15 protein-coding genes are annotated in these 14,056 nt (G+C 71.0%); 11 read left to right on the top strand and 4 right to left on the bottom strand.

What is annotated here, in order from left to right; genetic code table 11:
* The first annotated feature begins 35 nt into the window (after positions 1–35).
* From ACZ7PG_RS27880 to ACZ7PG_RS27850, 7 genes are all read left to right on the top strand, one after another.
* Positions 36–1,052 (top strand): ABC transporter ATP-binding protein, encoded by a 1,017-nt coding sequence (locus tag ACZ7PG_RS27880; protein WP_470242432.1) that lies wholly within the window; start codon positions 36–38, stop codon positions 1,050–1,052.
* Positions 1,049–2,029 (top strand): ABC transporter permease, encoded by a 981-nt coding sequence (locus tag ACZ7PG_RS27875; RefSeq protein WP_470242004.1) that lies wholly within the window; start codon positions 1,049–1,051, stop codon positions 2,027–2,029. Before ACZ7PG_RS27880 ends, ACZ7PG_RS27875 begins: the two co-directional genes overlap by 4 nt.
* Before the next feature lies 1 nt (position 2,030).
* On the top strand, positions 2,031–3,014 hold the full coding sequence (locus ACZ7PG_RS27870; protein ID WP_470242003.1) for an ABC transporter permease: 984 nt from the start codon (positions 2,031–2,033) through the stop codon (positions 3,012–3,014).
* A complete protein-coding gene (locus ACZ7PG_RS27865; protein ID WP_470242002.1) occupies positions 3,011–4,006 on the top strand; it encodes an ABC transporter ATP-binding protein in 996 nt (331 codons plus the stop codon). The genes ACZ7PG_RS27870 and ACZ7PG_RS27865 overlap by 4 nt, the downstream gene beginning before the upstream one ends.
* Before the next feature lie 41 nt (positions 4,007–4,047).
* Entirely contained in the window at positions 4,048–5,451 is a 1,404-nt protein-coding gene (locus ACZ7PG_RS27860) for a GH1 family beta-glucosidase (protein WP_470242001.1), read from the top strand.
* A 124-nt stretch (positions 5,452–5,575) separates the two neighbouring features.
* A complete protein-coding gene (locus ACZ7PG_RS27855) occupies positions 5,576–6,295 on the top strand; it encodes a DUF2306 domain-containing protein (protein WP_470242000.1) in 720 nt (239 codons plus the stop codon).
* A 44-nt stretch (positions 6,296–6,339) separates the two neighbouring features.
* On the top strand, positions 6,340–6,966 hold the full coding sequence (locus ACZ7PG_RS27850; RefSeq protein ID WP_470242431.1) for a DUF2306 domain-containing protein: 627 nt from the start codon (positions 6,340–6,342) through the stop codon (positions 6,964–6,966).
* On the opposite strand, the gene ACZ7PG_RS27845 is transcribed toward ACZ7PG_RS27850, so the two are convergent.
* On the bottom strand, positions 6,911–8,077 hold the full coding sequence (locus tag ACZ7PG_RS27845) for an acyl-CoA dehydrogenase family protein (protein ID WP_470241999.1): 1,167 nt from the start codon (positions 8,075–8,077) through the stop codon (positions 6,911–6,913). The genes ACZ7PG_RS27850 and ACZ7PG_RS27845 overlap by 56 nt on opposite strands.
* Positions 8,074–10,416, bottom strand: coding sequence for a bifunctional salicylyl-CoA 5-hydroxylase/oxidoreductase (locus ACZ7PG_RS27840; protein ID WP_470241998.1), 2,343 nt, complete (start codon positions 10,414–10,416; stop codon positions 8,074–8,076). Before ACZ7PG_RS27840 ends, ACZ7PG_RS27845 begins: the two co-directional genes overlap by 4 nt.
* Positions 10,417–10,483: 67 nt before the next feature.
* Between ACZ7PG_RS27840 and ACZ7PG_RS27835 the strand changes: the two genes are divergently transcribed.
* Positions 10,484–10,879 (top strand): RidA family protein, encoded by a 396-nt coding sequence (locus ACZ7PG_RS27835; protein ID WP_470241997.1) that lies wholly within the window; start codon positions 10,484–10,486, stop codon positions 10,877–10,879.
* On the opposite strand, the gene ACZ7PG_RS27830 is transcribed toward ACZ7PG_RS27835, so the two are convergent.
* Entirely contained in the window at positions 10,866–11,708 is an 843-nt protein-coding gene (locus ACZ7PG_RS27830) for a PaaX family transcriptional regulator (RefSeq protein ID WP_470241996.1), read from the bottom strand. The genes ACZ7PG_RS27835 and ACZ7PG_RS27830 overlap by 14 nt on opposite strands.
* Before the next feature lie 52 nt (positions 11,709–11,760).
* Here ACZ7PG_RS27830 and ACZ7PG_RS27825 point away from each other — a divergent pair, with 52 nt between their 5' ends.
* From ACZ7PG_RS27825 to ACZ7PG_RS27815, 3 genes are read left to right on the top strand one after another with little or no spacing between them, the layout of a single operon-like run.
* Complete coding sequence (locus tag ACZ7PG_RS27825; RefSeq protein ID WP_470241995.1) at positions 11,761–12,435, top strand: GNAT family N-acetyltransferase; 675 nt, start codon at positions 11,761–11,763, stop codon at positions 12,433–12,435.
* Between the two features lie 44 nt (positions 12,436–12,479).
* Positions 12,480–13,136 (top strand): cytochrome P450 family protein, encoded by a 657-nt coding sequence (locus tag ACZ7PG_RS27820; RefSeq protein WP_470241994.1) that lies wholly within the window; start codon positions 12,480–12,482, stop codon positions 13,134–13,136.
* 60 nt (positions 13,137–13,196) lie between these two features.
* Positions 13,197–13,556, top strand: coding sequence for a PLDc N-terminal domain-containing protein (locus tag ACZ7PG_RS27815; protein WP_470241993.1), 360 nt, complete (start codon positions 13,197–13,199; stop codon positions 13,554–13,556).
* Between the two features lies 1 nt (position 13,557).
* On the opposite strand, the gene ACZ7PG_RS27810 is transcribed toward ACZ7PG_RS27815, so the two are convergent.
* Positions 13,558–14,022, bottom strand: a complete 465-nt coding sequence (locus tag ACZ7PG_RS27810) for a MarR family winged helix-turn-helix transcriptional regulator (RefSeq protein WP_470241992.1) — start codon at positions 14,020–14,022, stop codon at positions 13,558–13,560.
* Positions 14,023–14,056 lie beyond the last annotated feature (34 nt).

Here is a 14,056-nt window from a genome sequence, read left to right as displayed (position 1 = left end):
ACCCCATCGCCGTCGGGTCGGAGGGGGACCTCCCCGTGGTCCTCGAGGCCGCGGGCCTCACCAAGCACTTCCCGGTGCGGCGACGCGGGCGCGCGGCCCTCACCGGCCCGCGACGTGCCGTCCAGGCCGTCGACGACGTGACCTTGACGCTCCGCCGGGGCCGGGTCACCGCGCTGGTCGGGGAGTCCGGTTCGGGCAAGTCGACGGTCGCCCGCCTGCTCGCGGGCCTCTACCCGCGCACCGGCGGCGACATCCGGCTGCACGGCGAGACCGTGAACATCCACCGGGGCCGGGCGTTCCGCGCGTACGCCCGGCGGGTCCAGATGATCTTCCAGGACCCGTTCGCGTCGCTGAACCCGGTGCACACCGTGCGCTACCACCTGACGCGGGCGCTGAAGATCCACGGCCGGGCGGGCGACGACCTCGAGAAGTCGCTGCACGACCTGCTCTCCCGCGTCCAGCTGACGCCGCCCGAGCGGTACGTCGACAAGTTCCCGCACGAGCTGTCCGGCGGGCAGCGCCAGCGCGTCGCGATCGCGCGGGCGCTCGGCGCCGACCCGGAGGCGCTGCTGGCCGACGAGCCGGTGTCCATGTTGGACGTCTCCATCCGGCTCGGCGTGCTGAACCTGTTGCGGGACCTCAAGGAACGCCTGCAGCTCGCCATCCTGTACATCACCCACGACATCGCGTCGGCGCGCTACTTCGCCGACGAGACGATGGTGATGTACGCCGGCCGGATGGTCGAAGGCGGCGACAGCGAGACCATCACGCAGAACCCGGCGCACCCGTACACGCGCCTGCTCATCGACTCCGCGCCCGACCCGGACCGGCTGCAGGTCGACGACAGCGAGCTCGCACCCGGTGAGGTGCCCGCCGAGCGCGGGGCCGGCGAGCCGCCGAGCCTGATCGACCCGCCGTCGGGCTGCCGGTTCCACCCGCGCTGCCCGGTCGCGATGGAGCGGTGCAAGACCGACCTGCCGCCGCGGTTCGAGGTCGACGACGCGCCCGGCCACTGGGCCGCGTGCTGGCTGTACGACGGAGTCGCCCGATGAGGTTCCTGCTGCAACGGCTGGCCTTCTACCTCTTCACCGCGTGGGCCGCCGTCACCATCAACTTCTTCATCCCGCGGCTGATCCCGGGTGACCCGGTGCAGTCGCTGATCGCGAAGAACCAGGGCATGATCAGCGCGGAAGCGATGCAGTCGCTGTACACGCTCTTCGGACTGGACAAGAACGAAAGCCTGATCTCCCAGTACTTCGACTACTGGGGCCAGCTCTTCCGGGGCGACCTCGGGATCTCGTTCACGTTCTTCCCGTCGCCGGTGTCGGAGCTGATCGGCGACAGTCTGCCGTGGACGATCATCCTGGTCGGCATCACCACGATCGTCGGCTTCGCGCTCGGCACCGGGCTCGGTGTGGTCGCCGGCTGGAAGCGCGGCTCGTGGGTCGACGGCCTGCTGCCGGTGACGACGTTCCTCTCGTCGATCCCGTACTTCTGGCTCGGCCTGATCGCGCTGGCTCTGCTGGCCGGTCCGGGCAGCTTCTTCCCGTCGTCCGGCGGTTACGACCCCGGCGTGGTGCCCGGCTGGGACGGCGGGTTCATCGGCAGCGCGATCCAGCACAGCCTGCTGCCCGCGATCACCATCCTGATCAGCTCGATGGGCAGCTGGATCCTGGGCATGCGCAACATGATGGTCACCGTCGCGTCGGAGGACTACGTCACCGTCGCGCACGCCAAGGGCCTGCCCGAACGCCGGGTGATGGTCGGGTACGCCGCCCGGAACGCGCTGCTGCCGAGCGTGTCCGGCTTCGCGCTGGCGCTCGGGTTCATCGTCGGCGGCACGCTGCTGGTGGAGATCGTCTTCTCCTACCCGGGCGTCGGCTACCAGCTGTTCCAGGCGGTCGGCTCGCAGGACTACCCGCTGATGCAGGGCATCTTCCTGATCATCACGCTGTCGGTGCTGGTGGCGAACCTGTTCGCCGACGTCGCGTACCTCGCGCTCGACCCGCGTACCCGGAAGGAGGGCTGACATGGCCGTACCCGCGGCGGACGTCAAGGCCGTGCAGGCCCTGCCGGTCGCCACACCGGCCCGCCGGCGCCGGTTCCGGTTCCTCACCGGCGGCAAGACCGTCACCGGCCTCGCCGTCATCGTCTTCTTCGTCCTGATCGCGGTCATCGGGGAGTGGATCGCGCCGTACGACCCGTCGGCGCGCAGCAACGATCTGCTGGAAGGGCCGTCGGGCCGGCACTGGTTCGGCACCACCCACCTCGGCCAGGACATCTTCAGCCAGGTGGTGGTCGGCACGCGCAGCGTCATGCTGGTCGGACTGACCGCCGGGATCGTGGCGACGATCCTCGCCGTGATCGTCGGCGTGACGTCCGGTTATCTCGGTGGCACGCCCGGTGAAGGGCTTTCCGCACTGTCCAACGTGTTCCTGGTGATCCCGGCGCTGCCGCTGATCATCATCATCGGCAGCGCGGTGCCCACCGGCGGCGACTACCTGGTGGCGGTGATCATCGGGTTCACGTCGTGGGCGTGGGGTGCGCGAGTCCTGCGGGCCCAGACACTTTCGTTGCGAGGCCGGGAATACGTCGAAGCGGCCCGCGCGACCGGCGAGTCGACGTGGCGGATCATCTTCTTCGAGATCATGCCGAACCTGACCGCGGTGATCGCGTCGAGCTTCGTCGGCACGGTGATCTTCGCGGTGATGTCGGAGATCACGCTCGCGTTCGTCGGCGTCTCGGGACTGTCCAACTGGAACTGGGGCACGATCCTGTTCTGGGCGCAGAGCCAGCAGGCCCTCGCGCAGGGCGCGTGGTGGTGGTTCGTGCCCGCCGGTCTGGCGATCGCGATCCTCGGCACCGCGTTGTCCCTGCTCAACTTCGGCATCGACGAGTTCGTCAGCCCGCGGCTGCGCGGCAGCGGCAAGGCGCGCGTCAAGGGCGCCGACGGACGGACGCATCGCATGCGCGTGGGCTTCACGCCCGTGCTCGGGCGGGAGGAACAGCCATGATGGACCCGGTCCTGGAGATCAAGGGCCTGGACGTCGACTACGGCGTCGGCGACGAGGCCGTGCGCGCGGTCCGGGACGTGCACCTGACGCTGCACCGCGGCGAAGTCCTCGGCCTGGCCGGGGAAAGCGGCAGCGGGAAGTCCACTTTGGCCTACGGGCTGACGCGGCTGCTCGCGCCGCCGGGTGTGATCCGCGGCGGTGAAGTGATCTATCACCCGGCGGGCGGCGAGCCCTACGACGTCCTTCGACTGTCCGACAAGCAGCTGCGCGACTTCCGGTGGGCGGAGACGTCCATCGTGTTCCAGGGTGCGATGAACTCGCTGAACCCGGTGCACAAGGTCGTCACCCAGCTCGTTGACGTCATCAAGGCGCACGAGCCGAAGTCGACTCGCGCGGGCCGGGTGGCGCGGGCTCGCGACCTGCTCAAGCTGGTCGGGATTTCGGCCGACCGGCTGGAGGCGTACCCGCACCAGCTCTCCGGCGGCATGCGCCAGCGCGTGATGATCGCGATGGCGCTGGCGCTCGAGCCGCGGGTCGTCATCATGGACGAGCCGACCACCGCGCTCGACGTCGTGATGCAGCGCCAGATCCTCGGCCAGCTCGTGGAACTGCGCGAGCGGCTCGGGTTCTCGGTCCTGTTCATCACGCACGACCTTTCGCTGCTGGTGGAGTTCTCGGACCGGATCGCGATCATGTACGGCGGCCGGATCGTCGAGCAGGCGCCGGCGTCGGCGCTCTACCGGGACGCGCTGCACCCGTACAGCTTCGGCCTGCTCAACTCGTTCCCCGCCCTGCGGGGGCCGCGCCGCGAGCTGTCCGGGATCCCGGGTTCCCCGCCGGACACGCGCGGCATGCCGGCCGGCTGCGCGTTCCACCCGCGGTGTCCCAAGGCCTTCGAGCCGTGCGACTCGAAGGTGCCCGAGCTGGGCTTGCCCGGCGGTGACCCCTCGCGGGAAGTGGCCTGCTTCCTGCACCCGGTCACCACCCACTGAACGCCGTCTGTCCTGTCCGGTACACCTGGAGGAGACCCGCCTTGACCGAGACCACAGCCGCGACCGCCGAACAGCAGGCGCTGATCGACACGCTGCCGCCGGACTTCCGCTGGGGCGTGGCGACCGCCGCGTACCAGATCGAAGGCGCGGTCGCGGAAGACGGGCGCACACCGTCCATCTGGGACACTTTCTGCCAGGTCCCGTGGGCGATCGACAACAATGACAACGGTGACATCGCGTGCGACCACTATCACCGGATGCCGGCGGACATCGGGCTGGTCGGCGAGCTGGGTGCCGACACCTACCGGTTTTCCGTGGCGTGGCCGCGCGTCCAGCCGCGGGGCCGCGGCGGCGTCAACGAGGCGGGCATCGGCTTCTACGAGCGGCTGGTGGACGAGACGCTCGAGCGCGGCATCGCGCCGTGGCTGACCCTGTACCACTGGGACCTGCCGCAGGAGCTGGAGGACGCGGGCGGCTGGCCGGCGCGTGACACGGCGTACCGGTTCGCCGACTACGCGATGCTGGTGTTCGACCGGCTTTCCGATCGAGTGCGCCACTGGACGACGCTGAACGAGCCGTGGTGCTCGGCGATGCACGGGTACGTGCACGGCGTGATGGCGCCGGGGCGGCGGGACTACACGGCCGGGCTGCACGCGGTGCACCACCTGCTGCTGGGCCACGGTCTCGCGACGCAGCGGATGCGTGAGGCCGCCCCGGCGGACACGGAGTTCGGCATCACGCTGAACATGTGCACGGCCGACCCGGCGACGGACTCCCCGGAGGACGTCCGGGCCGCCCGTCAGGCCGACGGCCTCGGCGTCCGGATCTACCTGGACCCGCTGGTGCGCGGCGAGTACCCGGCGGACGTGGTCGAGGACCTGGCTTCGCGCGGGGTTCGTCTTCCGGTTCAGGATGGCGACCTTTCGGTCATTTCGACGCCGCTGGACTTCCTGGGCGTGAACTACTACTTCGGCCAGCAGTTCTCGGGCGTGGACGAGTCCGGCAACGCGGTCGACGACGAGGGTGTCCCGGCATCCCGGACGGTCCCGTTCGGCGAACCGACGACGGCGATGGGCTGGGAGATCCTGCCGGACAAGTTCACCGAGCTGCTGACCCGGTTGGGCCGCGACTACCCGGGCCTCCCGATGTACATCACGGAGAACGGCTCGGCGTTCGACGACGACCCGGACTCGGCCGGCTTCGTCCGCGACGAGCAGCGCACGGCGTACCTGGCCTCGCACATCGCGGCCGTGGCGGCGGCCCGCGCGGCGGGGGCGGACGTGCGCGGGTACTTCGCATGGTCCCTTTTGGACAACTTCGAGTGGGCGTACGGGTACGCGAAGAGGTTCGGCCTGATCCGCGTGGACTACGAGACGCAGGAGCGCACGATCAAGCAGAGCGGCTACTTCTACCGCGACACCGTGCGGCGGGTCCGCGGTAGCTGACGGTCACCCGGTCGGGGGTGGGGTAGGCCCCACCCCCGCGCCGGTGGTCGGCACCATGGTTGGCCACCCCTGAACACCCCTAACGTCGGTCGGGCAAGATCCCGAACCACGGACAGGGGGAACCATGGCGGTCCGGACAGCGGCCAGGCCCGTTCCGAGCACGACGACGAAGGCCACGAAGGCCTGGTGGCGACGGCCGTGGATCGGCCCGCTGGCCCTCGTCGTGCTCGCCTTCCTCTCCTTCTCGCTGCCGCCCTACCTGGCGCTCGACCCCGCGCAGTCGCGGGTGCCGGCGCCCGAGGGGTTTCCGGCGCACTACTGGTTCCTCGTCGGGCACGTCGTCTTCGGCTCGGTCGCGATGATCGGCGCCGTCCTGCAGATCTGGCCGTGGCTGCGCCGGACGCACCCGGTGGTCCACCGCTACGCCGGCCGCGCGTACGTCTTCGCCGGCGTGCTGCCCTCCGGGCTGATGGCGCTGACGATCGGGTCGCAGAGCCCGTTCGGCCCGGTCACGCGGGTCAGTGACGTGCTCGCCGCGGTGCTGTGGATCGGGTGCACCCTCGCCGGCTGGCGAGCCGTACGAGAACGCCGCTTCGGCGACCACCGCAAGTGGATGATCCGCAGCGTGACGCTGACCTTCTCGATCATCGTCAACCGCGTGATCTCGCCGATCGCGATGATCGTGCTCGAACCGCAGATCCCGACCACCTTCGGCGGCAGCGAACTCGCCTACGGCCAGAGCGTCGGGGCCCTCTCGTCCTGGGGCGGGCTGGCGTTCGCGCTGATCGTCAGCCAGCTGATCCTGGAGCGGCGGCCCGCGAAGAAGCAGGTGAGCGTGCGATGACGACCGTCCTGCCCGAGACGAAAACGTGGTGGCGGCGGCCGTGGATCGCGCCGCTGGCGCTGCTGGTCGCCGCTTTCCTCGCCTTCTCGGTGCCGCCCTACCTCACGCTGGATCCGGCGCAGTCCCGCGTTCCCGCGCCGCCGGGGTTCGCCGCGCACTACGGGTTCCTGGTCGCGCACATCCTCTTCGGCACGATCGCCATCGTCGGCGTGATCCTGCAGGTCTGGCCGTGGCTGCGGCGCACGCACCCGGTCGCCCACCGCCGCATCGGCCGCGTCTACGTCTTCGGCGGCGCGATCCCGTCCGCGCTGATGGCGCTGACCATCGCCCTGTTCAGCCCGTTCGGCCCGGCGGCCGGCGTGCTGAACGTCGTCGCGGCGCTGCTGTGGCTCGGGTTCACCATCGCCGGCTTCCGCGCGATCCGGCAGCACCGGTACGCCGACCACCGGCGGTGGATGATCCGCAGCTTCGCGATGGCCATGAACACCTTGCTCAGCCGGGTCTACGCCCCGATCGCGTTCATCGCCCTCGCCCCGCACTACCCCGACGACGCGGTGCTCTTCCAGACCGCCTCGACGCTGGCCGGCACGATGAGCGTGCTCACGTTGCTGCTGCTCAGCCAGTGGTGGCTGGACCGCCGGCCCGCGAAGAAGCCAGCCACCGTGCGATGATCGTCCGCTGGATCTCCGACGCGCCTTCGTAGATGCGCGGCGCGCGGACCTCGCGGTAGAGGTGTTCGAGCAGGTGCCCGCGTCGCAAGGCGCGGGCTCCGTGCAGCTGGACCGCCGAGTCGACGACGAACTGCGCGGCTTCCGTGGCGAACAGCTTCGCCATCGCGGCGCGGCCGCCGAGGTTCTGTTCGCCGGCGTCGTACGCGCCCGCGGCCGCGTAGACCAGGAGCCGGGCCGCTTCGGTGCGGGTGGCCATCTCGGCGAGCGCGTGCGCCACCGCCTGCTGCTTGATCAGCGGGCCACCAAAGGCTTCCCGCTGCCCGGTGTAGTCCACAGTGGCGTCGAGCGCCGCCTGGGCCATCCCGACGGCGAACGCGCCGACGCTCGGGCGGAACAGGTCCAGCGTCCGCATCGCCACCGCGAAGCCGCGGTTCTCCTCGCCGAGCAGCTCCTCGCGCCGGACCTCGACGCCGTCGAACGTCACCGTGCCGATCGGGTGCGGGCTGACCAGGTCCAGGTGTTCGCCGCCGAGTCCCGGCCGGTCGGCGGGGACGACGAACGCGCTGACGCCGCGCGAGCCCGCGCCTTCCGTGGTGCGCGCGAAAACCGTGTAGAAGTCGGCTTCCGGCGCGTTCGAGATCCACATCTTCTCGCCGGTGAGGCGCCAGCCGTCGCCGTCGGATTCCGCCGAGAGCGACAGCGCGGCCGCGTCCGAACCGGCGTCCGGCTCGGTCAGCGCGAACGCCGCCACCGCGTCACCGGCCGCCACCGCGGGCAGCCACTTCGCGACCTGACTGTCCTGTCCGGACTGCAGGATCGGGTAACTTCCCAGTCCCTGCAAGGCCAACGCGGTCTCGGCCTCGGTGTTCACCGTGGCGAGGTTCTCGCGCAGGATGCACAGGTCGGTCGCGGCCGCCTGACGTGACGGCGTTCCTTCGGCGACGCCGGGGAAGAGCCGCGCGAGCAGGCCGAGCGACCCCATCTCCTTGAGCAGCGGGCGGTTGACCGCACCCTCCGCACCGGATTCGGCGAGCGGGCGCAACCGGTCCTCGGCCAGGCGCCGGACGTCCGCGGCGAAGGTCCGCTGGCCGGCGTCGAGGGCGAAAGTCATGACGAAGCTCCCGGTCGCCAGCGTGCATGGGACGTGCCGGTCGGCCCCGACCGGACGAGGTCGAGCCGCGGCTCCGGGCCGTCGGTGCGGCCCGACTGCGGCTTCCGGCTGCCCGCCGCGAACGGCTTCGGCCACGGCATCGCGTAGCCCTGCTCGGCCGCTGCGTGAAGCGTCCACTGTGGATCGTAGAGGTGCGTGCGACCCAGCGCGCAGAGGTCCGCACGTCCGGCCAGGATCAGCGAGTTGACGTCGTCGTAGGAGGAGATCGCGCCGACCGCGATCACCGCGATGCCGTACTCCTCGCCGATCTCGTTGCGGATCCGGTCCGCGTACGGCGTCTGGTAGCTGCGGCCGTACTGCGGCTTCTCGTCGCAGACGACCTGGCCGGTCGAGACGTCGATCCCGGCCGCGCCGTGGGAGGCGAAGGCGCGGGCGATCTCGACGGCGTCGTCGGCGTCGATGCCGCCCTCCGCCCAGTCGGTCGCCGAGATCCGGACGGTCATCGGCCGCTCGGCGGGCCAGGCGGCGCGGACCGCGTCGAAGACTTCGAGCGGGAACCGCAGCCGGTTCTCCAGCGAGCCGCCGTAGTCGTCACGGCGCTGGTTGGTCAGCGGCGAGAGGAACGACGACAGCAGATAGCCGTGCGCGCAGTGCAGTTCGAGGACGTCGAACCCGGCACGGGCGGCAGCCTGAGCGCAGGCGACGAACTCGTCGCGGATCGCCGCCATGTCCGAAGTGGACAGCTCGCGCGGGATCTGGTTGCGGTCGGAGTACGCCAAAGCGGAAGGCGCGCAGACTTCCCAGTTGTCCGCGGGAAGCGGCTCGTCGATGCCGTCCCACATGAGCTTCGTCGAGCCCTTGCGTCCCGAGTGTCCCAACTGGACACCGATGCGCGCGGGGGACTGCGTGTGCACGAAGTCGACGACGCGCTTCCACGCGGCTTCCTGTTCCGCGGTGTACAGCCCGCCGCAGCCGGGGGTGATCCGGCCTTCGGGCGAGACGCAGACCATCTCGGTCATCACCAGCCCGGCGCCGCCGAGCGCCTTGCTTCCCAGGTGTACCAGGTGGAAGTCGCCCGGGACACCGTCCACAGCGGAGTACATGTCCATCGGGGACACCACGATCCGGTTCGGCAGTTCCAGCGAACCGAGCTTGAACGGCTGGAACATCGGCGGCCGCGACGTCGTGCCGAGCGACGCCGCGAACCAGTGGTCGAGCTCGGCCGCGAACTCCGGGTCGCGCAGGCGCAGGTTGTCGTAGGTGACGCGGCGGCTGCGCGTGAGGATGTTGAACGCGAACTGCGGCGGCTCCTGGTGGGCGTACTGCGCGATGTTCTCGAACCACTCGAGGCTCGCCTGCGCGGCACGCTGCGTCGACTGGACGACCGGACGCCGTTCCAGCTCGTACGCCTTGAGCGCCTCGGCGACGCCGTCGTTTTCGTGCAGGCAGGCGACCAGCGCGAGCGCGTCCTCCATCGCCAGCTTCGTGCCCGAGCCGATCGAGAAGTGCGCGGTGTGCGCGGCGTCGCCGAGGAGGACGACGTTGCCGTGCACCCACGTCTCGCAGCGGACGGTGCCGAACGAGATCCACTTCGAGTTGTTCGCCATGATCCGGTGTCCACCGAGGACGTCGGCGCACAGCTCGCGGATCAGCGCGATGGACTTCTCGTCGCTCTGGCCAGGAGGCAGCGACGCCGCCGCGATCGGCCCGAACGTCCGCTGCCAGACGTCTTCCTGCACCTCGAGGATGAACGTGCTGCCGTCGCGGCCGTACGGGTAGCCGTGGATCTGCATGATCCCGGCCGGCGTGTCGAGGACGTAGAACTTGAAGGCGTCGAACACCAGGTCCGTGCCCAGCCAGATGAAGCGGCACCGGCGGGTCTCGACGCTCGGCCGGAACGTTTCGGCGTGCTTGGCGCGGACCGCGGAGTTGACGCCGTCGGCGGCGACGACCAGGTCGTAGCCCGAGAGGTCGGCGGGCGCCTCTTCGCGGAAGCGCAGTCCGACGCCGAGCTCGGCGCAGCGGTTCTGGAGGATGCCGAGCAGGCGCTTGCGGCTCATCGCGGCGAAGCCGTGGCCGCCCGAGGTGGTGACCGTGCCGCGGTAGTGGACGTCGATGTCGTCCCAGCGCGCGAACTCGGCGCGCATCGCCTCGTGCACCGCCGCGTCGGCGTGCTCGATGCCGCCGAGCGTCTCGTCGGAGAACACGACGCCGAAGCCGAACGTGTCGTCCGGCGCGTTGCGCTCCCAGACGGTGATTTCGTGTCCGGGACCGAGCTGTTTCGCCAGCGCGGCGAAGTACAGACCCGCCGGGCCGCCACCGATGACCGCGATACGCACGCCGACCAGGGTATGTCGTCACCTCTACGACCGTCAATAACGCGATAGATGGCGTACGGTGTCCCGCATGGAACGCATCAACCCGCCGGAGCTGGGCAAGCCGTCCGGGTTCTCGCACGCGGTGGTGGCCGAGGGGCGCGTCGTCTTCCTGGCCGGGCAGACGGCGCTGGACGCGTCGAACAAGATCGTCGGTGACGGCGTGGTCGAGCAGTTCGAACGCGCGCTCGGCAACCTGCTGACGTCGCTGCGCGCGGCCGGAGGTGCGCCGGAGGACCTGTGCAGCGTGACGATCTACATCGTCGACATGGCGGACTACCGGGCGCACGCGCGCGAGATCGGCCGGGTCTGGAAGCGCCTCGCGGGCACCGAGTACCCGGCGATGGCAGGCATCGGCGTCGACCGGCTCTGGGACGAAGAGGCCCTGGTCGAGGTGCAGGGTTTCGCGGTCGTCAGCCGAAGCTGATCGACCTCGCGACGTACGCCCGGGCCGGACCCTCCAGCTTCGCGTGCAGCTCGAAGAACAGCTCGGCCGCGCGGATGCCCGACCAGTCGCGGGGCAGGAACTCCGCGGGCAGGCCGGGGTCGAGGTAGGGCATCCGCCGCCAGCCGGTCAGCACGCGGACGTAGTCGGCGAAGGCCTGCTCGTCGGTCCCGGACTTGCGGCGCAGCGCGGGGCCGTGCTCGTCGAGGAAGGTCGTGTACAGCCCGTCGAGCCGGTCGAGGTCCCACCAGTCGCGGACCTTCGCCCGGACGTCGCCGAAGGCGAGGTGGTCGGCGCGGAACAGGTCGGCGTACCCGGCCAGGCCGAGCCGGGTCAGCGCCTCCGCGGTCGCGGCGTGCAGGTGCGCCGGCGCGATCCAGACGCCGGAGGCGGCGGTGCCGAAGCCCATCCGCGCGAGCTGGGTGCGCAGGAGGTGCCGCTTGTGCCGCTCGGTCTCGGGTACTGAGAACACGGCGAGCAGCCAGCCGTCGGCGGCGGTCGCGCGCCCGCGCCGGAAGATCCGCTCGTCGCCCTCACGCAGGATCTCGCGCGCGTCGTCGGACAGCTCGTAACCGGCGGTCGCCCCGCGGCGCACGGCTTCGAGGATCCCGCGCCGCTTCAGCCGCGAGATGGAGGAGCGCACGGCGGGCTCGTCGACACCGACGGCGGCCAGCAGGTCGATCAGCGAAGCGACCGAGAGCCAGCCGCCTTCGGTACGCGAGTAGAGGCCGTACACCGTCACGATGAGCTGTCGAGGCTGGGCCGCACGGCCGGAGCCGTCCAGTTCGGTTGCCTCGGGTACGGCCGTCATCGGGCCACAATAACGCCTCCCGTGGCGATCGCTCCGCTACGATTTCGCCGCGATGCTGCCAGCCACCAAGGGGATCTTCGACCGGCTCACCCGCCGCGGGCGTCTGATGACCAAGCGGACCTGCGACCGGCAGGGCCACGTGCTGCGTCGGGGGCGTTTCCTGTTCCGGACGCCGACCGCCTGGGAGTACGCCGCCGCCGTTGCCTGCGGTAGTGATCCGGCCGCTCAGCGGTGGCTCGGCTGGCAGCAGGACTCGATCGTCGCCAAGTCGGCGCGGGCTGATGCGCTGCGCGTCGTGCCCGGGACCGGACCGGACTGGGTTTCGCCCGATCCGCAGTCGCTCGACCTCGTGATGATCGACGTCGAGGCCAACCGGTGCGTCGGGCTGGTGAGCGTGCACACCGGGGAGGACGGCGGCCCCGAGACCGGCGGCTACCTCGCGCCGGACTACCGCGGGCGCGGCAACGGCCGGGTGCTGTTCGCGGCCGGGCTGACCCTCGCGCACGAGCACCTCGGCCTGCCGCGGGTGCGGGCCGGTGCCGAGGTCGGCAACGTCGCGAGCGCGCGGTCGCTGCTCGCCGCCGGTCTCGCCCGCGTCGGCGGGCCGCCGACGTACCGGCTGCCGGACGGCCGCGTCACCGAGGCGTGGTGGTTCCAGCACGCCGTCCCGCGGACCACGCGCTGCGCTGGTCCGCAGGCGACCTGGTTCCCGACTTCGCTGCTGTAGACACTTCGGCCGCCGCCGACGTTTCCCGTGGCTACCTTCGCCGCATGACTTCGCTTTCCGCTCCCGTTCCGCCGGTGCCCACTGATGTCGTTCCGGGGAGCGTCGCGTGGCTGCGCGCTTCGGTCGGCCGGTTCAGCAACGGTGCCGACCACGTCCGGCGGCGGGCGCTCGCCGTGTCGCTCCTGGCCGACGTCGATCCGGACGTGTTGCGGCGCAAGGCATCCGAGACGGCCGGCGATGCCCGCTCGGTCGTCGTCGGCGTGCTGGCGGGCGAGCTGGGCCTGCCGGTGGTGCCTTCGGACGTCGTCGCGGTCGCGGCCGTCTACCACCCGCACGTGACGCCGTCCGAAGGCACCACCGAAGCCGAAGCCGCGCTGGGACGGCTGGTCGCGGCGTGCGGGGGGACCACCGACGAGCTCGTCGCCGCGCGGATCGGCCTGCTGATCCAGGCCTGCGAAGCCACGGCCAAGCTGATCGGCACCGCGATTCCGCTGGTGCGAAAGGGAAAAACGCCCGAGGACGCGGTGGCGGAAGTGCTGGACGCGGACCCGCCCGTGTCGCACACCCGGCGCCGGGTGAACGGCGAAGACGTCTTGGTGCCGCTGGCCGGGAGGCCGTTCGGGGCGGGCGCGCGCGAGTGCCCGGGGCCGGCACACGCGATCGCGCTCGCGACCGGCGCGCTGCGGGCGACCCGCGGCTGACCCGCGGCGGGGTTCTGCTACTACTTACCGCGTTCATCTTCTTGGGGGAAGGCGCGCGGAATGCTGTATTTCGATGGATTGCTGGGCATCGTCACGCTCGGGCTGTGGATCTTCTGCCTGGTCGACGTGATCACGACGGACGAGTCGTCCTGCCGCAACCTGCCGAAGGGCCTGTGGCTGCTCGTCGTGCTGGTGCTGCCGCTGGTGGGCTCGATCATCTGGCTGGTCGCGGGGCGGCCGCAGCAGGTGACGCGGGCTCGCGGCCCGTACGAGCGGAACGCCCCGGCGTACCCGGAGTACGACCGCCCGGGCCGGTTCGCGGCCGGCAGCGCGGACGACGACGACGAGTTCCTGCGCAAGTGCCGCGAGCGCGCGGAGGCGCAGCGGAAGCTGGCCCGGGACAAGGGCACCGAGGACTGAGCTAGCAGACGGGGCCTTCGCAGGTGCCGTGTTCGTAGGCCTCCAGCGTCGAGATCACCAGCTGACGCTCGGCCGGCGTCAGCGGCGCCAGCGCGTTGCTCCACGCCTGCGCGCCGCGGGCCAGCCACGCGTCCACCGCCGGGCGCCGCTCCGGGGTGATGCTCACGATCGTGCGGCGACGGTCCGCCGGGTCCTCGTCGCGGTTCAGCACGCCCTGACGGCTCAGGTCGCCGACCATCAGGCTCGCCGTCGTCGGGGCGACCTCCAGGCGTCCCGCCAGCTCGGTCACCGTCATCGGGCCGTCGAACAGCAGGATCGACAGCAGCGAAAGGTGCCGCGGCGCGAGCGCGCAGCCGTTCAGCTCGACGGGGACTGGTGTCCGCTTCGCGCGGCCGACCAGGCGCGGCATCAGCAGCAGGAGCCTGCGCACGCCGTCTTCCAGGCTCAACCCGCCCTGCGTTGACACCGGTCACCTCCCGTCGGTAGCTTTGTTTGCAAAG

It is taken from the genome of Amycolatopsis sp. NPDC114504 (genome assembly GCF_055633595.1).
Note: the sequence above shows the minus strand (reverse complement) of the source record. Positions and strands in the feature narration are given on the sequence as shown.